Here is a 17902-nt window from a genome sequence, read left to right as displayed (position 1 = left end):
AGGACCAAATGGAGCTATTCTCTGCCATCAGCCTGCCCGAGCTTGTCTCGACCATCGTCTACACCGTGCTCGGTGCGTCGATGCTCTGCGTCTTGTGGTGGATCATCGAGTGGATCACGCCCTTCTCGGTGTCGAAAGAGATCGAGCAGGACCAGAACGTCGCGCTGGCCGTCGTGCTGGGCGCGCTGTTCATCGCGCTGGCCATCATCATCGGGGCGGTCCTTCTGTCGTGAGCCACGTTCAGGGCCGCGAGGTCTGGCTGTGGCTGGCCACGTTCCTCGTGGCCGTGGCGGGCCTTGTCTATGAACTGATCGCGGCCACGGCATCGTCCTTCCTGCTGGGCGACTCGATCCGCCAGTTTTCCTTCGTGATCGGCATCTTCCTGTTCGCGATGGGGGCGGGTGCGTGGCTGTCGCGCTTTGCCGGTGACAGCGTGCGCGGTTTCGTCACCACCCAGATCGCGCTGGGCGTGATCGGCGGTTTCCTCGCCCCCGCGATCTTTGCCGCCTATGCATGGGGTGAAGGCATCGCCGTGCCGCTTTACGGCGGCCTTGTCGCCATCGGCGTTCTGTCGGGCATGGAAATCCCGCTGATCGCACGCGTGCTGAAAGAGATCGGCGCGCCGGAGTTCCGGTTCGAAAACGTGCTGACGGCGGATTACATCGGCGCGCTTGTGGCCTCGCTCGCCTTTCCGCTGCTCATCATCCCGTATCTCGGGCTGATGACCGCCTCGCTGGCCTTCGGCGCGCTGAACCTCGGGGTGGCTGGCATCTCGCTCTGGCTGTTTCGCGCGCAGGTGGGGCGGGCGCTGTGGGTCGGGTGGGCCGTGGTCCTGGCCGTGACGCTCACGGGGCTGGTGCTGGCCGAACGCGCGGTGTCGGTCACCCATGCGGCGCTCTTCCAGGATGACGTAATCCTCAGCCGGGCCACGCCCTACCAGCAGATCACGGTCACCCGCTTCCGCGACCGCACGCGCCTGTTCCTCGATTACGCGATCCAGTTCGATACCCGCGACGAACACCGCTATCACGAGGCGCTGGTGCATCCGGCAATGGCTCAGGTGGCGCGGCGACAGGACATCCTGATCCTCGGGGGCGGCGACGGCATGGCCGCGCGCGAGGTGCTACGCTGGAACCCGCAAGCGGTGACACTGGTCGATCTGGACCCTGCCATGACGGACCTGTTCCGCACCCATCCCGACCTGTCTGCCCTGAACGACGGCGCGCTGGCCGATCCGCGGGTTACGGTCGTGAACCGGGATGCGTGGACCTTCGTCGAGGCCGATCCAGCGACCTACGACGTCATCATCCTCGACCTGCCGGACCCCAAGAACCTGTCGCTGTCACGGCTCTATTCCGCCGAGTTCTACGCGCTGCTGGTGGAACGACTGAATGCGGGCGGCGCGATCGTCACGCAGGCGGGCTCGCCCCTTTACGCGCGGCAGGCCTTCTGGTCGGTCGTCGCCACGCTGGAGGCCGCGCGCAACCCGCTTGTGCCCGAAGAGGGCCTCTCCGTGACGCCCTATCACACCTATGTGCCAAGCTTCGGCCTGTGGGGCTTTGCCATGGCAAGCCACGCAGCCTTCGCCGACCGTCCGCTCTCCCTGCCGGATGGCACTCGCTACCTGACCCCCGCCACCTGGCCTCAACTGCGCGTCTTCGACCCCGATACCGCGCGGATACCGGCAGAGGTGAACACGATCCAGTCGCACCCGCTGCCGCGCTACTACGCGGACGGGTGGGAGACGTGGTTCGACTGACCCGCCCCGCGCCGCACGGAGGTGACGTCGCAGCGGGACGGGTTCAATGCCGCGCGCAACGCCCCTGCCGCCGCTTCGGCATCGACCGCGCCACAGACGAAGATGTCGAAGGCGGCGAAGTCTTTCTCGGGCCAGGTGTGCACGCTGATATGGCTTTCGGCGAGGACAAGGATGCCTGTCACCCCGGCGCGATCCGGGAACGCGTGAAAGACCGCTTTCAGAATGGTGGCACCCGCCGCATCCGCTGCCGTGCGCAACGCCTGTTCCAGCAGCGAAGCGTCGGTCAGGCCGTCCGCACCCCACATGTCGATCAGCAGGTGAACGCCGGGTGCGTGGTCAGTCACAGACACGCACCTCGGTTCCCCAATCGCGCAGGCGCTGGGCAAGACCGTCGGGCACGGGCCCGTCGGTGAACATCACGTCGATCTCTCGCAGGGAGGCGATGCGGGCCGGGGCCGCGCGCTGCCATTTCGAATGGTCCGCCACCAGCACCCGCTTGCGTGCCCGCGACAGGATCGACTGGCTGACGCCCACCTCGCTGAGGTCGAAATCAAGGATATCGCCATCCACCGGGTCGATCGCCGAGCAGCCGATCACCGCGATGTCGAACTTGAAATTCTCGATCATGCGGGAGGCCGCCGCGCCCACCAGCCCGCCATCGGCGTGGCGCAGCATGCCTCCGGTCACCATCACCTCGACCTCCGGCGCGCCCGCCATCAGCGTCGCGACGTTGAGGTTGTTGGTAAAGATCATCATCCCGCGATGCTTCATCAGCGCCTTCGCCACCGCCTCGGTCGTGGTGCCGATGTTCAGGAAAACGCTTGCCGCGTCGGGAATGTCGGCGGCGCAGGCGGCGGCGATGGCGGCCTTCGCCGCGTCGTTCAGGCGCCGCCGTTCCTCGTATTCGATGTTGGCAACGCCCGACGGCAGGACCGCACCGCCATGCACGCGCTCCAGCTGGCCTGCCTCGGCCAGCTCTGTCAGGTCGCGCCGGATCGTCTGCGCCGTCACGCCGAATTGCGCCGCGAGGTCATCGACGGTCACCGCGCCCTGCGCGCGCGCCAGTTCAAGGATGTCTGCCTGCCGGAACCCCATGCGGCGACCATGCGCCAGCACCGCCGCCCGCGCAACCATGTTCGTTTGTGTTCACATTATGTGACAAACGAACAAAAGCGAATGCACCGTCCGGCGCTCTGCCGTATTAGGACGCGACCTGATCGGAGAACGCGCATGGCACTCGATTACGACCTCTTCATCATCGGCGGCGGCATCAACGGCTGCGGCATCGCGCGTGACGCGGCGGGCCGGGGTCTGCGCGTGGGGCTGGCGGAAAAGGACGACCTCGCACAGGCGACCTCCTCTGCCTCGACCAAGCTCTTTCACGGTGGCCTGCGCTACCTTGAATATTTCGAATTCCGGCTGGTCCGCGAGGCGCTGATCGAGCGCGAAACGCTGCTGAGGGCGATGCCGCATATCTCGTGGCCGATGCGGTTCGTGCTGCCCTATCACGAGGACATGCGGTTCGAGAATTCGACACCCACGTCGCGGCTTCTGTCGGCTGTCATGCCATGGATGAAGGGCCGCCGCCCTGCGTGGCTGATCCGGCTGGGCCTGTTCATGTACGACAACCTCGGCGGTCGCAAGATCCTGCCCGGCACCCGCACGATCGACCTCACGCAGGGCGCGGAAGGCGCGCCGCTGAAGGATAAGTTCACCAAGGCCTATGAATATTCCGACTGCTGGGTCGAGGATTCGCGCCTTGTCGCGCTCAATGCCCGCGATGCCGAGGCTCGGGGCGCGCAAATCGACACGCGCACGCGCGTGGTAGCGGCGGACCGGGTCGACGATCACTGGCAGATCACGCTCGAAGACGCCGACACCGGCGCGTCCCGCACGGTGACCGCGCGGATGCTCGTCAATACCGGCGGGCCCTGGGTCAAGCAGATCATCGAGAACGTCGCGCGCGTGAACACGCCGGAATCGATCCGCCTTGTGCGCGGGTCGCATATCGTCACCCGCCGGCTTTACGATCACGAGAAATGCTATTTCTTCCAGGGCACCGACGGGCGCATCATCTTCGCCATCCCCTACGAGACCGATTACACCCTGATCGGCACGACCGATGCCGAACACACCGACCCGTCCGCGCGCCCGGTCTGCACCGACGCCGAACGCGATTACCTGATCGACTTCGCGAACGGCTATTTCAAGCACACCCTGACGGCGGAGGACGTGGTCTGGACCTATTCCGGCGTGCGCCCGCTTTACGACGACGGGGCCACCTCGGCCACCGCCGCCACGCGCGACTACGTGCTGAAGGTGAACGAGGCAGGCGGCGCGCCGATGCTGAACGTCTTCGGCGGCAAGATCACCACCTATCGCCGCCTCGCCGAAAGCGCGCTGCGCAAGATCGAACCGTTCTTCCCCGACCTGCCCGATGCATGGACCGCCGGGGTGCCGCTGCCGGGCGGCGATTTCCCGGTGGACGGCGTGCGCAATCTGATCGACGCGCTGAAACAGCGCGCTCCGTTCCTCGATGATCGCTGGGCAAAGCGCCTTGTGCGCGCCTACGGCACCGAGGCGGCGGATATCGTCGGGTCGGCACGCTCCCCCGCCGATCTTGGCCGCGATTTCGGCGCCACGCTGACCGAGGCCGAGGTGCGCCACCTGATGCGGCACGAATATGCCCGCCGGGCCGAGGACGTCGTCTGGCGCCGGTCCAAGCTGGGCCTGCGCATGAGCGCCGACGAGATCGCCGCGCTCGACGCATGGATGCAGGATGCGTCGCAGGCCGCCGCGGCGGAATAGGCAGCCCGTGGCCGGGCTTGATCCCGGCCCGCATCCCCGGCACACCGGACCAGAAGACAGACGGGAGGACGCCCTCATGACCCATATCCTTGCCATCGACCAGGGCACGACCTCGACCCGTGCCATCGTGTTCAACGGCTCCATGCAGCCCGTCGCCACGGCACAGGAAGAGTTCACGCAGCATTTCCCGGCCTCCGGCTGGGTGGAGCACGATCCTGAAGACCTGTGGCAGACCACCCTGCGCACCTGCGCCGCCGCGATTGCCGATGCGGGCCTCGACCCGACCGACATCAAGGCCATCGGGATCACCAACCAGCGTGAGACCACGATCGTGTGGGACAAGGCCACGGGCCGGCCCATCTATAACGCCATCGTCTGGCAGGACCGCCGCACCGCCGACACCTGCGCCGCCCTGAAAGAGGCGGGGCACGAGGCCGAAGTCACCCAACGCACCGGCCTGCTGCTCGACCCGTATTTCTCGGGCACGAAAGTGGCGTGGATCCTCGACAACGTCGAAGGCGCCCGCGCGCGCGCCGAGGCCGGGGAGCTTCTGTTCGGCACGGTCGACAGCTTCCTGATCTGGCGGTTGACCGGCGGCAACCACGTGACCGACGCGACCAACGCCGCGCGCACGCTGATGTACGACATCCACAAGGGCCACTGGTCGACCACCGTCTGCGACATCCTTGGCGTGCCGACCTCGATGCTGCCGAAGGTGCTGGACTGCGCCGCCGAATTCGGCATGGCCAGCGCCGAACACCTTGGCGCCTCGCTGCCGATCCTCGGCGTGGCGGGCGACCAGCAGGCCGCCACGGTCGGGCAGGCCTGTTTCCAGCCCGGCATGCTGAAATCCACCTACGGGACAGGATGTTTCGCGCTGCTGAACACGGGCGACGAGGCCGTGACCTCGCACAACCGGCTGCTCACCACCATCGCCTACCAGCTGGACGGCAAGCCGACTTACGCGCTGGAAGGGTCGATCTTCATCGCGGGCGCGGTCGTGCAGTGGCTGCGCGACGGGCTGAAGGTGATCAAGGCCGCGCCGGATACGCAGGCGCTGGCGGATCAGGCCGACGACAAGCAGGACGTGATCCTTGTCCCCGCCTTCACCGGGCTCGGCGCGCCCTACTGGAAACCGGATTGCAGGGGCGCCGTGTTCGGCCTGACCCGCAATTCCGGCCCCGCCGAATTCGCCCGCGCCGCGCTGGAAAGCGTGGGCTTCCAGACCCGCGACCTGATGGAAGCGATGCAGAAGGACATGGGCGGCCGGGGCGAGGCGGTCCTGCGCGTCGACGGCGGCATGACGGCCAGCGACTGGACCATGCAGTTCCTCGCCGACATCCTCGATGCGCCGGTCGACCGCCCCAAGGTTCTGGAAACGACCGCCGTGGGCGCGGCATGGCTCGCGGGCATGAAGGCCGGGGTCTATCCCGGCATGGACGAGTTCGCCGACACTTGGGCGCTCGACCGCCGGTTCAAACCCGCGATGGACGACGAGGTGCGCACCGCGCGCTATGCCCGCTGGCAGCGCGCCGTTGCCGCGACGCAGGCGGTCTGACGACCGTAAGCGACAATGGTTAGACGCGCCCCACGATGCCGGGCGCGCCTTATTTGCGGGCTATTGCTGGATCGCCTTGCAGGCGGTGCGCAGCCCGCCCAGCAGGATGATCGCCACGATCACGTAGAACAGCCCCGAATCCCAGAAGGTGGGGCCGAACGTGCATGGCGGCAGGGTCGTGAAACCGGACGCGACCCATTGGCCGATGACGAACAGCACGCCGATGATCAGGCCCCATAGCAGCGCGCAGACCATGCAGCAGACGTTACAGACCAGAAGCAGAAGCCCCATGATCAGCGTCAATCCAAGATAACCGCTGAGCACCTCGATGATGGTGCCTCCGGTGCTGTTGGAGTTCACACCAGGAAAGCCGCCGCAATTGAACACGGTCACGATCTTGAACGCGATCAGGAGCGCCGCGATGACGGTCAGGATGCAGCACAGGATCACCCGCCAGCGGATCGCGAACTTGGGTTTCCCGGCATCCGACATGATGCGCACGATGACGTCCGAACAGGCCTTGCACAGCGCGCATTTCGGATCGTCGTCAGACGGCGTTGCGGGATCGGTCGGATCGGTTGGATCCGTGGGGTCGGTCGGATCGGTGGGATCACCTGTCGAACATGCCGGGAAGGACACGGTGTTCGTCAGCGCGCTGCACCCCACGCTGGTCGAGAAATCGACGGTGTAGTCGGCGCTGGTGCCTGAGGACTGGAACGACTCGGAGAAGCTGGGTGTGGAATTGCTCACCTGCCCCACGACCTGCCCGTCCCGCAGCACGTTCGCCGTGAACGCATTGCCCGACGGGTTGTTCATGGTCAGGGACACGGTGATGTCCCGCGTCCCGTCCGGCCCGCAATCCCCGATAGAGGTGTTCCATTGCGCGGTGGGGCACAGGTTGCCGCTGGGACAGTCGCTGACCATGATCCCCGGCACCGAAACCGATCCGCAATCGGGCGGGGTGTCGGTGTCGATGGTAAAGCTGACGATGGCGCCGGACGGATAGGTGCCGCTGGCCTGCACCGTCCCCGCGGCGGCGTTCGACGTGTAGATCACGGTGCCGGAATTGTCGCGCACCGTGACCGCGCCAACCGGGTCCACGTCGAACACGACCGTCACCGTCTTCAGCCCGGCGCTGTCGCAATAGGTGCTGGTCTGGGTGTAAAGGATCGTGACCGCCGGGCAGGTCGTCTGGCACAGGATCGGGTATATGTCCGAGGTTATCAGGCTGTTGTCGTCCTCGCACCGCAGCTCAAGCGTGACGTTCTCTCCGCATTTCATCGACGACGGAGGGGCAAGATCGATGGTGAATTCATCGTTCACCACCTGCGCCACGCCGGTTGCGACCTGCGCGCCGTTCTGCAGGATCGTCACGCGGATGTTCAGGCATCCGGTGATCTGTGAGAGATCAGAGCCATAGACCGTCAGCGACGATACGGGCGACTGGTAAGAGACGAGTCCAAAAGGCAATTTATTCTCCATATTAATTTTTGATTACTATGATTAGCAATCTAGAGAACGCGATGCCGCGCCACGTAGTCGGGATTTCCGTACCTCGACCTTCGGGCGTTGCATGGCACTCTTGCGGATCGGAGGATTGCGCCTGTGCGTCTTGAAAGGTTTGTCTGGATCGCCGCGCTTCTGGTGGCGATATGGGGGTTCGAGGCCGTGAACCTGATTTCCGGCTACGCGCTGAACCCGCGCCTCGGCCTGATCCCACGGCATGTCGCGGGGCTTGATGGCGTTCTGTTCATGCCGCTCCTGCACGGCTCGGTCGCGCATGCCGCCGCGAATACCGCGCCGCTTGCTGTGCTTGGCGCCGTGGTCGTGCTGACCGCGCATCGCGACGCGCTGCTGGCCACCGCGATCATCGTCCTTGGCGGCGGCCTTGCCGTCTGGCTGTTCGCGGGTAAGGCGCTGCACGTGGGGGCGTCGGGGCTGATCTTTGGCTGGTTCGGTTTCCTCATCGCGCGCGGCGTGGTCGAACGGCGCGCGGTGCCGCTGATCGCCGCCATCGGCGTGGCCGTCATCTATGGCACGATGGTCTGGGGCGTCCTGCCGGGGCAGGAGGGGATCAGCTGGGAGGCGCACCTCTTCGGAGCCCTCGCCGGCCTCGCCGCCGCCATCCTGTTGCGCCGCCGCGCCTGAGGCCGCCACGCGACAGGCCGCAGCCGTGAACGCGCGCGGATGAAAACGCCCTTTCCCTTCCGCCGAGCCTCCGGTACATCGCCGCGGACCCGGACACTCCCGTCCGGGCCAAGCCGACAATCGAAAAGGACCCCGTCATGGGCTACAAAGTCGTCGTCGTCGGCGCCACGGGCAACGTGGGCCGCGAAATGCTGAACATCCTCGCCGAGCGCGAGTTCCCGGTGGACGAGATCGCCGTTCTGGCATCCCGCAAATCGCTGGGCACGGAAGTCACATTCGGCGACAAGACGCTCAAGACACAGGACCTTGCGACATTCGATTTCACCGGGTGGGACCTGTCGCTGTGGGCCGTGGGGTCGGCGGCAACCAAGGAACATGCGCCCAAGGCCGCGAAGGCGGGCTGCGTGGTGATCGATAACTCGTCGCTCTACCGCTACGACCCCGACATCCCGCTGATCGTGCCCGAGGTGAACCCCGAGGCCATCCACGACTATGCCAAGAAGAACATCATCGCGAACCCGAACTGTTCGACCGCGCAGATGGTCGTCGCGCTGAAGCCGCTGCACGACCGGGCGAAGATCAAGCGCGTCGTGGTGTCGACGTACCAATCCGTGTCCGGCGCGGGCAAGGGCGGCATGGACGAGCTGTGGGACCAGACGAAAGCCGTCTACAACCCCACCGACGACAAGCCGCCCAAGCAGTTCACCAAGCAGATCGCCTTCAACGTCATCCCGCACATCGACGTCTTCATGGAAGACGGATCGACCAAGGAAGAGTGGAAGATGGTGGCCGAGACGAAGAAGATCGTCGACCCGTCGATCAAGGTCACGGCAACCTGCGTGCGCGTCCCGGTCTTCGTCGGCCATTCCGAGGCGGTGAACATCGAGACCGAGGATTTCCTCGACGAGGACGAAGCGCGCGACATCCTGCGTGAATCGCCCGGCCTCATGGTGATCGACAAGCGCGAGGACGGTGGTTATGTCACGCCCGTCGAATGCGTGGGTGATTTCGCCACGTTCATCAGCCGCATCCGCCAGGATTCGACGATCGACAACGGCCTGAACTTCTGGTGCGTCAGCGACAACCTGCGCAAGGGCGCTGCGCTGAACGCCGTGCAGATCGCCGAGCTTCTGGGACGCGAGTGTCTCAAGAAAGGCTGAGGCGTCAGACATCCTGCAAGGGGCCGTGCGATGCGCGGCCCCTTTGCATTCGCGCAATCAAGACTTGCGCCATTCTGGGCAAATCTGCGGCGGACCTTGCGTAAATTTCCCTGATAGCGAACCATTTCGGCCCGAATCATAGCGGATGTTTCCAACAGGGAAACGAAGGGATTCCGCTATGTACACGTATATGAATGCCACGAACGGTCCGTCGCAAGACCGTGACACCGCATCCTCACCGTGGTCGGCAACGTCCGGCGTCGATGCCCTGAACTCCGAAGCGGCGGCTGCCCTGCGCAGCGTGGTTGCCCCGATCTTCCGCACCGCGGGCGATTGGCGCGAGCTTCAGAAGAAGCTGGCGGCGAAGGGGTTCGGCCTGACGTTCCGCAAGGGACACATGGTGCTGACCGACATCGCGACCGGCGTGGCCATCTGCACGGGCAAGTTCCTGGGCACGCCGCTGAAAGAGATGTCGGCGCGGCTGGGCCGTCCGCAGATCGTCGCGCTTCCGGGCGGGTTGTCGGGCGACTTCCTGCACTGAGCGTCGCGGTCAGAACCGTTCGGCGCGTAGCACCTGCGCGTCGGTGATGGTGACGACGCCGATATGCGGCTCGACCACGGCAAAGGCCGCTTCAAGCAGCGGGTCCAGCCGTTCGGGCCGTATGATGCAGATCACCTGCACCATGCCCGAGGCGCGGCTCACCTGACCCGAACGGGACCACCCGCCCGACCGCCCCGATCCGCCCAGCACGGGCAGGATCGTGTAGCCGGTCACCCCGGCCTCCTCCAGCGCCCGCGTCAGGCGGGCCTGCATCACCGTTTCGATCGTGATCTCGACGCGCTTGGCGGCATGGGTCTGCATGGGCTCAGCCTCCGGTCAGGGCTTCGGCCAGCGTAACATAAAGCGGCAGACCGATGGTCAGGTTGAAGGGGAAAGTCACGGCAAGTGACAGGGTGAGGTAGATCGCCGGGTTCACCTGCGGCAGCGCCACCCGCATCGCGGCAGGCACGGCGATGTAAGAGGCCGACGCCGCCAGCACCATGAACAGCGCGATCCCGCCTGCGGACATTCCCAGCAACAGGCCCACGCCCAGGCCCGCCGTCGCGCCGATCAGCGGCATCACGAGGCCGAAGGCGAGCGCCCCCTTGTCCAGCACGCCGCGCCCCTGCCGCATGCCGCGACCAGCGACCAGCCCCATGTCCAGCAGGAACAGGCACAGCACGCCGGTGAAGGGCGCGACGATGAAACTGTCGATCTGGGCAAGGCCCGCCGGGCCGGTGATCCAGCCGATGGCGAAGGCTCCGATCAGCAGCACGATGGAGCCATTCAAAAGGACTTCGTGCAGCAGTTCTCCGCGCCCCTGCGATTGCGTTGCTTCGGACTTCCGGGCGACGAGCCAGAGAGCGGTGAGGATGGCCGGCGCCTCCATCGCGGCGGCGACGGCGACCATGTAGCCTTCAAACACGATGCCGCGACTGTCGAGAATCGCGGTCCCCGCCACGAAGGTCACGATCGAGATGGAGCCATAATGCGCGGCCACTGCGGCGGCGGCGGTGCGGTCGAGCCCCGACACCGCCCGCAGGATGCCGAACGCGACAAGCGGCAGTGCGGCGGACAGGACGACGCCGCCCAGAAGCGCGAGGCCCAGCGTGCCGTCCACCCCGTGATCGGCCACGCTGACCCCGCCTTTGAATCCGATGGCAAAGAGCAGGTAGAGCGACATGGCCTTGGCGACCGCCTCGGGCACCGACAGATCGGATCGCGCCAGCGCCGCCCCGAGGCCCAGCACGAAGCTGAGCACGACCGGTGACAACAGGTTGGCTAGGGCAAGATCGAACATCCGGCGCGGGCTCCGCTTGAAATGAACAAGCGTTCAGATAAGTGGCCCGCGCGGGATGTAAAGGTCAGACGGCCACGAAACCGTCGCTGTCGCTGTCATAGGCGTAAAGCGATCCGGTACCGATGTCGTTCCAGACCCCGTGCAGGGCCAGATCGCCCGCCTCGACTGCCTTGACCACGAAGGGGAAGGTCAGAAGGTTTTCCAGCGAAACGAGGATGCCTTCCTTTTCAAGCGCGGCGGGCAGGTCGGCGGCTTCGTGCTTGCCCGCGACGCGGTCATAGCCGGGGCGCAGAATGTCCATCCAGCGACCCACGAAGCTTGAATTGTCCTCAAGCTCGGGCGCGTTGCCGGAACACATGTCGAGGCACCCCTGAACGCCGCCGCAATGCGAATGGCCCAGCACGACGACATGCGCGACCTTGAGAGCGGTCACGGCATATTCCAGCGCCGCCGAGGTGCCGTGCGCCTGCCCGTCCGGTTCGAACGGCGGGACAAGGTTCGCCACGTTGCGGTGCATGAAGAACTCACCCTGATCGGCACCGAACAATTGCGTGGCCTGCACGCGGCTGTCGCAGCACGAGATGATCATCGCGCGGGGCCGCTGGCCTTCATCGGCGAGACGTTTGTACCAAGCCTGGTTTTCCGAATACTGCGTCGCCCGCCATCCATGGTAGCGCTGCACCATGTAACCGGGGAGGGGCTTGATCCTGTTCATCGCGACCTCGTGCGTTTGCCGTGCGTCCCGATACCGTGGAATTGCATAGATTTCGAGTGGAAAAGCCGCACGGCCGGCAAGGTTTTGTGAAGGTGCCGGTGGCACGGTGCGCCCGAGGCGGGGGCCTTGGGATCAAGGGTGAGAATGTGTCACAGGTGACGAAGTTGGCGCCGCGCGAGGTGGTTCGTCTGGACCACGGTTGCGTGCAGGACTTGTGCAAGCAGCTGGGATTGAACGGTGCGGAGGACGTGGTGTGCCGCGCGCTGGAAGACATGGCAGAGCGGCTGGCCACCATCGCGCAAACCGCGCGGCTCGCCTCGCTCGAGGACATGCGCAAGACGACGCGCGGGCTGGTCTCGGTCGCGGACCAGATCGGGATGACGACGCTCGCCACCGTGTCGCGCGACGTGGTGGACTGCATCGATGGTGGCGACGGTGTCGCCTTGGCGGCAACCCATGCGCGGCTGATGCGCGTTGGCGATCGCTCGCTTTCGGCGCTTTGGGACACGCAGGACCTGTCTGTCTGACCCGGCAATCCGGGCAGGGCTTGCGACGGCGGGCAAAGCCGATAGGCTGCGGCGAAACCTGAAGGATTTGCCCCATGACCTGCACGTTCGCCCCGGCCTCGGAACCCGCCGTTCCGCTCTACCTCGTTGCGTCCGACAGGGTCGGGGCCGCGCTGGAGGCCTTGCCCGACGCCGCGCGTGACTGGGCGGGCAATGCCGGGTTCACCGGGGCCGCTGGACAGGTCGTGGCCCTGCCCGGTGCCGATGGCGGTGTCGCCGGGGCGCTCGTGGGCTTTGGCGGCGCGCAGGACCTCGCCCGCCAACGCTTTGTGCTGGGCGGGGCCCGGTCGACCCTGCCGGTTGGCACCTACACGCTGGACACCACGCATGCCGACGCCGATCCGTCGGTCGAGGCGCTTGGCTGGTTGCTCGCAGGCTACGGCTTTCGTCGCTACCGCGCGTCCGACGCCGCAGAGCTTGCCCAAATGGTCGCGCCGGACGGCGTGGATGCGGCCGAACTGGAAACGCTCGCCGCCTCCGAATGCCTGACCCGCGATCTCGTCAACACCCCCGCCGCCGACATGGGCCCGCCCGACCTCGCCGCCGCGGCGGAAGAACTCGCGCAAGCCTTCGGTGTGTCCTGCACTGTGATCGAAGGCGACGACCTGCTGGCGCAGAACTTCCCGATGATCCACGCCGTGGGCCGCGCAGCCGCGCATGCGCCGCGACTGATCGAGTTTCGATGGGGCTCCGCCGGGCCGCAACTGACGCTCGTGGGCAAGGGCGTCTGTTTCGACACGGGCGGTCTGAACCTCAAGCCCGGCAACTCCATGGCGCTGATGAAAAAGGACATGGGTGGCGCGGCCAATGTCCTTGGCCTTGCGCGCACCATCATGGCGATGAACCTGCCCGTGCGCCTGCGTGTGCTGGTCCCGGCGGTCGAGAATTCGGTCAGCGGGTCCAGCTTCCGCCCCGGCGACATCCTGACCGCGCGCAACGGCATGACGGTCGAGGTCAACAACACCGATGCCGAAGGGCGGCTGGTGCTCGCCGATGCGCTTGCACTGGCGGTCGAGGAACCGACCGACCTCATCGTGTCGATGGCCACGCTCACCGGGGCCGCCCGCGTGGCGCTGGGCCCCGACCTCGCCCCGTTCTACGCCACCGAAGACGGTGACGCCGACGCCCTGCACGCCGCCGCGCGCAAGGTCGCCGACCCGGTGTGGCGCATGCCGTTCTGGGACCCGTATGAACCGATGATCGAACCGGGGATCGCCGATCTGGATAACGCGCCGGCGGGCGGGTTCGCGGGCTCGATCACCGCCGCGCTGTTCCTGCGCCGCTTCGTCGGCGACGCGCGGTACATGCATTTCGACATCTATTCATGGCAGCCCAAACCCGCACCCGCGCGGCCCAAGGGCGGGGTCGGGCAGGGGCCGCGCGCGCTTTACGCGGCGCTGCCCCGGCTGCTGGGCCTGTGACCGATCCCCGGCTCTGGCCGTCGAACGGGCGGGTGGCGGCGGACGAGCTGGAAGGCAAAGCCACGGCGGACCGGTTCGTGCAGGGCGACGACAGGCGCATCGCGCGTCCCGTCGCCGACCTGCATTGCGCCTCGACCGGCGGCATGCTCGACCGCCAGCTTCTTTACGGTGACCGGTTCAGGGTGCTGGACGTGCAGGACGGACGCGCCTTCGGCCAGGCCGAACGCGGCGGCTACGTGGGATATGTCGACGCCTCGGCGGTCGGGGACGGGCCGGACCCGACGCACGAGGTCTGCGTCCGTGCGACACTCGGGTTCAGCGCGCCCGACATCAAGCAACCGGCGCCCTTGCGCCTGTCGCTTGGCGCGCGGGTCACATGCGTCGCGGCGGCGGACGGGTTTGCGCAGACCGATGCCGGGCTGTTCATCCCGGACGGGCACCTGCGCCCCCTCTCGGCCCCGGAAACCGACATGGTTGCCGTGGCGGAACGGCTGCTGGGTACGCCGTACCTGTGGGGCGGCAATTCAGCGGACGGGATCGATTGTTCGGGCCTGGTGCAGGCGGCGCTGCGCGCCTGCGGCACCGACTGCCCCGGCGACAGCGACCAGCAGCGCGCCGCCTTCACGCCGGTGTCCCGCGCCCGCCGGGGCGATCTGCTGTTCTGGCAGGGCCATGTCGCGATCTGCGTTGACAGCCGCACGCTGATCCACGCCAATGCCCACCACATGGCCGTCTCGTACGAACGACGGTCGGATTGCGTGGCGCGCATCCGGGCATCCGAAGGCAAGGACGTCCTGTGCATCGCCCGCCCGACGCTGGAGACCGCATGACCGATCCCTTCTTTCAACCCGTGTCCGGGATGGACCTGCCGCGATTTGCCGGCGTGCCCACCTTCATGCGGCTGCCCTACCTGCCCGAAGACGACGCCCGGCGCGTGGCGGTCGATATCGGGCTGGTCGGCGTCCCTTGGGATGGCGGAACGACCAACCGACCGGGCCCGCGCCACGGGCCCCGGCAACTCCGCGATGCCTCCACCATGATCCGCGCGCAGAACGGCATCACCATGGTGCGCCCGTTCGAGGTTGCGAATTGCGCCGACCTTGGCGACGTGGGCCCCAACCCCGTCGACCTGATGGATTCGATGGAGCGGATCACGACCTTTTACAAACGCCTCGTGGCGCAGGGCATTCGCCCGCTGACGGCAGGCGGCGATCACCTGACCTCGCTGCCGGTGCTGCGGGCGCTCGCCGCCGAACGGCCGCTCGGCATGGTGCATTTCGACAGTCACACCGATTTGTGGGACGGCTATTTCGGCGGCCACAAATACACCCACGGCACGCCCTTCCGCCGCGCGGTGGAGGAAGGCCTGCTGGATCCGAAACGGGTGGTGCAGATCGGCATCCGTGGCACCATGTACGACCTCGAAGACCGCGACTTCGCCAAGGCGGTCGGCATCCGCATCATCCCCATCGAGGAACTGATGGCGCGGGGCGTGGCCGACGTGATGGCCGAGGCGCGGGAGATCGTGGGGGATCGGCCCACCTATGTCAGCTACGACATCGATTTCGTCGACCCGACCTTCGCGCCCGGCACCGGCACGCCCGAAGTGGGCGGGCCGAACTCCTTCGACGCGCTGTGGGTGGTGCGGGAACTGGCGGGCGTGAACATCGCGGGCGCCGACATGGTCGAGGTGTCACCGCCCTTCGACGCGTCCGGCAATACCGCGTTCCTCGGCGTGTCGGTGATGTTCGAACTGCTCTGCGTGATGGTCTGAACGGGGGGTCGGCTGGCAAGCAGCCGACCTACATGTGCCGCTGCGCCGTAGGTCGGATGATCCTCATCCGACCCCCTTCCGTGGGTCAGTCCACCGCGCGGATCAGCTTGCGCTCCAGCACGCGCAGCACGGCCTTCAGGTCATGCCCGCGCTTCAGCACCTGCCCCTCGGTGCCGATCACGGCGTACTGGCCCTGCCTGGTGCGCAACTTGGGGCGCTTCTCGATCCGGTAGAGCGGGTTCTCGGCGGTGCGGCGGAAGACAGAGAAGACGGCGACATCCTTCAGCGACGAGATCCCGTAATCGCGCCACTCGCCCGCCGCGACCATGCGGCCATAGAGCGAGAGGATGAGGGCGAGTTCGGTGCGGTGATAGGCGACCCGGTCGGGGGCGGCGCGCAGGGGGATCGGCGTGATGCTGTTCATGGGCCAAAGGTTGCGGTGTTTCGGCGTGAAATCAAGTGTTCAGGCAAAGCTGCCGTGGCAGAACCAGCCGGGGGACATGTCCGCGCCGTGGGCGAAGTAGAGCCACAGGCGGTCGCCGGCATCGGTGGTGACCTGCCAGTAATCCCGCACGCCGGTGCGCCAGTCTGGATCGTCGAGCCACCATTCCGGCGCGATGCGTTCCGGCCCGGTTGCGGCAACGGCCTGCAACGTCCTGTTCCGCCACCGAAATTCCTGCGGCACGGTCGCGGTGTCCGGGGCGGTCACCGGTTCGGGCCGGTGCAGCAGCAGGGGGCGCGCGGCGGGCGGCTGGGGCCACGGGCCTGCCGCATCGGACCACGCCGCCGTCAGAACCTGTGCCGCCTTTTCGGGCAGGTGGGACGAGGCCGGATGCCGCCGGGTGATCGCCTCCATCCCGATCCGCGCACCGATCCGCCCCACCAGGTCGTCGATCGCGGTGTTCCGGGCCAGGCGCTGCGACACCGCGTGCGCCGCATCAAGGTGGCCGGTGGTCTTGCGGTCCTGCGTCGGTTCCGCCCGCGTCACTTCAAGCCGGATCATGTCGATCCCGAAACCCGCCTCTATCTCGTTGATCTTCATGTACAAAAGTGGGCGCAGGCGGTCCGGGACATCGGCGGGCCGGGCGAGGTTCACCACCGCCCAGCCCATGGTGCCGTCGGTGCGGTGCGCCTCCAGCCGGACGGCGCGGGCGGCCTGCCCGGCCCGGCGCAACGCGTCACAGAGGGGCGGCAGAAGGCGATCGACGGCGGCCTGCATGTCGCTTTCCAGCCCGATCGGTTCCGGCAGGGTCAGGCGGGTGGAAAAGGAGATGTCGGGCTTGGCCGGAGAGATCGGTTCGGGCGCCGATCCGAACGCCTGGTCAAGCCGCAGCACCAGCCCCTTGCCGAACCGCCGTGCCAGCGCCGCGCGGGGCTGACCGCTGAGGTCCGACACCCGCCGCAATCCCAGCCGCGACAGGCTTTGCACCACCTCGGGCTCCAGCCGCAGCGCGGCGATGGGCAGCGGGCCAAGGGCCGAGTGCGTTTTGCCCACTGCCGCGATTCGTGACGTGTGAACAAGGGGTTGCGCGGCAGAAGGCGGGGCGCCGCCGCGTTCCCAATGGCGGCGTTTGACGGCGCGGGAGCGGGTCGCGCGCGCCTCCTGGTCGATGGCGTCGCCGCTGCGGTCGGCCCCCGGCGCGCGGCCTGCGAACCGGGCCAGGGCCCATGCCGCGCCCAGCGTGTCGGCGATGCCGGGGCAGGCGGTGAGGCCCAGATCGGCGCAGTCCTCGACCACCTGCACCAGCAATTTCTCTTCCCCGCCAAAGAGATGCGCGCAGCCCGTCAGGTCGATGTTGAGCGCGTCAGGCGCCTCTTCGGCGACCCATGGAGAGAACTTCCCGGCCCAGCGGCGCAGGGTCGAAAGGAACGTCGCCTCGGATTGCGGGTTCTGCAATTTCGTCAGCAATTCCGGGCACATGGCCTGCGCATCGCGCAGGGGCTGGCCCAGCGTCAGGCCCCTTTGCGAGGCCATCAAGGACAACGAGGACAGGACCTGCATCTGCCCGGTATCGCGCACCACGGCAAAGGGCACCGAGGCCAGATGCGGCGCGGTCCGCAACAGCCGTTCGGCCCCCAGTCGCGGGAACCACAGGGACAGGATTCGGGTCTTGGGCATCCAGGATGGCAGCTAGATGTTCATGGTATGTTC

The 17902-nt window shown here is 66.9% G+C and carries 19 protein-coding genes; 11 read left to right on the top strand and 8 right to left on the bottom strand.

All coding sequences use genetic code 11. From position 1 onward, the window contains the following. Window positions 1-8: 8 nt before the first annotated feature. Both ATO11_RS12820 and ATO11_RS12815 read left to right on the top strand, forming a co-directional pair. Window positions 9-233: a DUF350 domain-containing protein gene (locus ATO11_RS12820; protein WP_050531288.1), complete on the top strand. Its 225-nt coding sequence runs from the start codon at window positions 9-11 to the stop codon at window positions 231-233. After that, entirely contained in the window at window positions 230-1759 is a 1530-nt protein-coding gene (locus ATO11_RS12815) for a polyamine aminopropyltransferase (RefSeq protein ID WP_050531287.1), read from the top strand. Before ATO11_RS12820 ends, ATO11_RS12815 begins: the two co-directional genes overlap by 4 nt. On the opposite strand, the gene speD is transcribed toward ATO11_RS12815, so the two are convergent. Together speD and ATO11_RS12805 are read right to left on the bottom strand one after the other, a co-directional pair. Beyond that, window positions 1726-2103, bottom strand: coding sequence for an adenosylmethionine decarboxylase (speD, locus tag ATO11_RS12810; protein WP_050531286.1), 378 nt, complete (start codon window positions 2101-2103; stop codon window positions 1726-1728). The two genes, ATO11_RS12815 and speD, sit on opposite strands and share 34 nt — an antisense overlap. After that, window positions 2096-2893: a DeoR/GlpR family DNA-binding transcription regulator gene (locus ATO11_RS12805; protein WP_242601414.1), complete on the bottom strand. Its 798-nt coding sequence runs from the start codon at window positions 2891-2893 to the stop codon at window positions 2096-2098. Before ATO11_RS12805 ends, speD begins: the two co-directional genes overlap by 8 nt. A gap of 96 nt (window positions 2894-2989) precedes the next feature. Here ATO11_RS12805 and glpD point away from each other — a divergent pair, with 96 nt between their 5' ends. Both glpD and glpK read left to right on the top strand, forming a co-directional pair. Continuing rightward, on the top strand, window positions 2990-4567 hold the full coding sequence (gene glpD / locus ATO11_RS12800) for a glycerol-3-phosphate dehydrogenase (RefSeq protein WP_050531285.1): 1578 nt from the start codon (window positions 2990-2992) through the stop codon (window positions 4565-4567). Window positions 4568-4643: 76 nt separating this feature from the next. Further along, window positions 4644-6125: a glycerol kinase GlpK gene (gene glpK / locus ATO11_RS12795; protein WP_050531284.1), complete on the top strand. Its 1482-nt coding sequence runs from the start codon at window positions 4644-4646 to the stop codon at window positions 6123-6125. A 60-nt stretch (window positions 6126-6185) separates the two neighbouring features. On the opposite strand, the gene ATO11_RS12790 is transcribed toward glpK, so the two are convergent. After that, on the bottom strand, window positions 6186-7595 hold the full coding sequence (locus tag ATO11_RS12790; RefSeq protein WP_134643114.1) for a hypothetical protein: 1410 nt from the start codon (window positions 7593-7595) through the stop codon (window positions 6186-6188). A gap of 135 nt (window positions 7596-7730) precedes the next feature. Between ATO11_RS12790 and ATO11_RS12785 the strand changes: the two genes are divergently transcribed. The 3 genes from ATO11_RS12785 to ATO11_RS12775 all read left to right on the top strand — a co-directional run bounded on the left by ATO11_RS12785 (window position 7731) and on the right by ATO11_RS12775 (window position 9974). Next, the gene (locus ATO11_RS12785; RefSeq protein ID WP_242601413.1) at window positions 7731-8273 is read left to right on the top strand and encodes a rhomboid family intramembrane serine protease; all 543 of its coding nucleotides are present in this window, start codon (window positions 7731-7733) and stop codon (window positions 8271-8273) included. A 137-nt stretch (window positions 8274-8410) separates the two neighbouring features. Beyond that, entirely contained in the window at window positions 8411-9433 is a 1023-nt protein-coding gene (locus ATO11_RS12780; RefSeq protein ID WP_050531282.1) for an aspartate-semialdehyde dehydrogenase, read from the top strand. Between the two features lie 178 nt (window positions 9434-9611). Next, complete coding sequence (locus tag ATO11_RS12775; protein WP_050531281.1) at window positions 9612-9974, top strand: hypothetical protein; 363 nt, start codon at window positions 9612-9614, stop codon at window positions 9972-9974. 9 nt (window positions 9975-9983) lie between these two features. On the opposite strand, the gene ATO11_RS12770 is transcribed toward ATO11_RS12775, so the two are convergent. The 3 genes from ATO11_RS12770 to ATO11_RS12760 all read right to left on the bottom strand — a co-directional run bounded on the left by ATO11_RS12770 (window position 9984) and on the right by ATO11_RS12760 (window position 11989). After that, window positions 9984-10295, bottom strand: coding sequence for a P-II family nitrogen regulator (locus ATO11_RS12770; RefSeq protein ID WP_050531280.1), 312 nt, complete (start codon window positions 10293-10295; stop codon window positions 9984-9986). Window positions 10296-10299: 4 nt separating this feature from the next. Continuing rightward, window positions 10300-11274, bottom strand: coding sequence for a sodium-dependent bicarbonate transport family permease (locus tag ATO11_RS12765; RefSeq protein ID WP_050531279.1), 975 nt, complete (start codon window positions 11272-11274; stop codon window positions 10300-10302). A 64-nt stretch (window positions 11275-11338) separates the two neighbouring features. Continuing rightward, window positions 11339-11989: a carbonic anhydrase gene (locus ATO11_RS12760; protein ID WP_050531278.1), complete on the bottom strand. Its 651-nt coding sequence runs from the start codon at window positions 11987-11989 to the stop codon at window positions 11339-11341. 155 nt (window positions 11990-12144) lie between these two features. Between ATO11_RS12760 and ATO11_RS12755 the strand changes: the two genes are divergently transcribed. The 4 genes from ATO11_RS12755 (at window position 12145) to speB (ending at window position 15750) form a co-directional block, all read left to right on the top strand. After that, complete coding sequence (locus ATO11_RS12755) at window positions 12145-12516, top strand: hypothetical protein (RefSeq protein WP_242601412.1); 372 nt, start codon at window positions 12145-12147, stop codon at window positions 12514-12516. A gap of 74 nt (window positions 12517-12590) precedes the next feature. After that, the gene (locus ATO11_RS12750) at window positions 12591-13976 is read left to right on the top strand and encodes a leucyl aminopeptidase family protein (protein ID WP_050531277.1); all 1386 of its coding nucleotides are present in this window, start codon (window positions 12591-12593) and stop codon (window positions 13974-13976) included. Then, window positions 13973-14806, top strand: a complete 834-nt coding sequence (locus ATO11_RS12745) for a C40 family peptidase (RefSeq protein ID WP_050531276.1) — start codon at window positions 13973-13975, stop codon at window positions 14804-14806. Before ATO11_RS12750 ends, ATO11_RS12745 begins: the two co-directional genes overlap by 4 nt. After that, window positions 14803-15750, top strand: coding sequence for an agmatinase (speB, locus tag ATO11_RS12740; RefSeq protein ID WP_050531275.1), 948 nt, complete (start codon window positions 14803-14805; stop codon window positions 15748-15750). The genes ATO11_RS12745 and speB overlap by 4 nt, the downstream gene beginning before the upstream one ends. Window positions 15751-15835: 85 nt before the next feature. On the opposite strand, the gene ATO11_RS12735 is transcribed toward speB, so the two are convergent. Next, entirely contained in the window at window positions 15836-16174 is a 339-nt protein-coding gene (locus ATO11_RS12735) for a DUF2794 domain-containing protein (protein ID WP_050531274.1), read from the bottom strand. 39 nt (window positions 16175-16213) lie between these two features. Then, the gene (locus tag ATO11_RS12730) at window positions 16214-17869 is read right to left on the bottom strand and encodes a Y-family DNA polymerase (protein ID WP_050531273.1); all 1656 of its coding nucleotides are present in this window, start codon (window positions 17867-17869) and stop codon (window positions 16214-16216) included. Window positions 17870-17902 lie beyond the last annotated feature (33 nt).

Source organism: Pseudaestuariivita atlantica, from assembly GCF_001205715.1.
In the GTDB taxonomy this organism is placed as follows: Bacteria; Pseudomonadota; Alphaproteobacteria; order Rhodobacterales; family Rhodobacteraceae; genus Pseudaestuariivita; species Pseudaestuariivita atlantica.
The sequence above is the reverse complement of the archived record's forward strand: the minus strand, read 5'-3'. Positions and strand labels throughout refer to the sequence as shown.

What these genes read in the sequence shown, in the direction of transcription:
- ATO11_RS12820 (WP_050531288.1), top strand. Translation starts at nt 9, where the DNA reads ATGGAGCTATTCTCTGCCATCAGCCTGCCCGAGCTTGTCTCGACCATC.
- ATO11_RS12805 (WP_242601414.1), bottom strand. Translation starts at nt 2,893, where the DNA reads ATGGTTGCGCGGGCGGCGGTGCTGGCGCATGGTCGCCGCATGGGGTTC.
- glpD (WP_050531285.1), top strand. Translation starts at nt 2,990, where the DNA reads ATGGCACTCGATTACGACCTCTTCATCATCGGCGGCGGCATCAACGGC.
- glpK (WP_050531284.1), top strand. Translation starts at nt 4,644, where the DNA reads ATGACCCATATCCTTGCCATCGACCAGGGCACGACCTCGACCCGTGCC.
- ATO11_RS12780 (WP_050531282.1), top strand. Translation starts at nt 8,411, where the DNA reads ATGGGCTACAAAGTCGTCGTCGTCGGCGCCACGGGCAACGTGGGCCGC.
- ATO11_RS12775 (WP_050531281.1), top strand. Translation starts at nt 9,612, where the DNA reads ATGTACACGTATATGAATGCCACGAACGGTCCGTCGCAAGACCGTGAC.
- ATO11_RS12770 (WP_050531280.1), bottom strand. Translation starts at nt 10,295, where the DNA reads ATGCAGACCCATGCCGCCAAGCGCGTCGAGATCACGATCGAAACGGTG.
- ATO11_RS12765 (WP_050531279.1), bottom strand. Translation starts at nt 11,274, where the DNA reads ATGTTCGATCTTGCCCTAGCCAACCTGTTGTCACCGGTCGTGCTCAGC.
- ATO11_RS12760 (WP_050531278.1), bottom strand. Translation starts at nt 11,989, where the DNA reads ATGAACAGGATCAAGCCCCTCCCCGGTTACATGGTGCAGCGCTACCAT.
- ATO11_RS12750 (WP_050531277.1), top strand. Translation starts at nt 12,591, where the DNA reads ATGACCTGCACGTTCGCCCCGGCCTCGGAACCCGCCGTTCCGCTCTAC.
- speB (WP_050531275.1), top strand. Translation starts at nt 14,803, where the DNA reads ATGACCGATCCCTTCTTTCAACCCGTGTCCGGGATGGACCTGCCGCGA.
- ATO11_RS12735 (WP_050531274.1), bottom strand. Translation starts at nt 16,174, where the DNA reads ATGAACAGCATCACGCCGATCCCCCTGCGCGCCGCCCCCGACCGGGTC.
- ATO11_RS12730 (WP_050531273.1), bottom strand. Translation starts at nt 17,869, where the DNA reads ATGCCCAAGACCCGAATCCTGTCCCTGTGGTTCCCGCGACTGGGGGCC.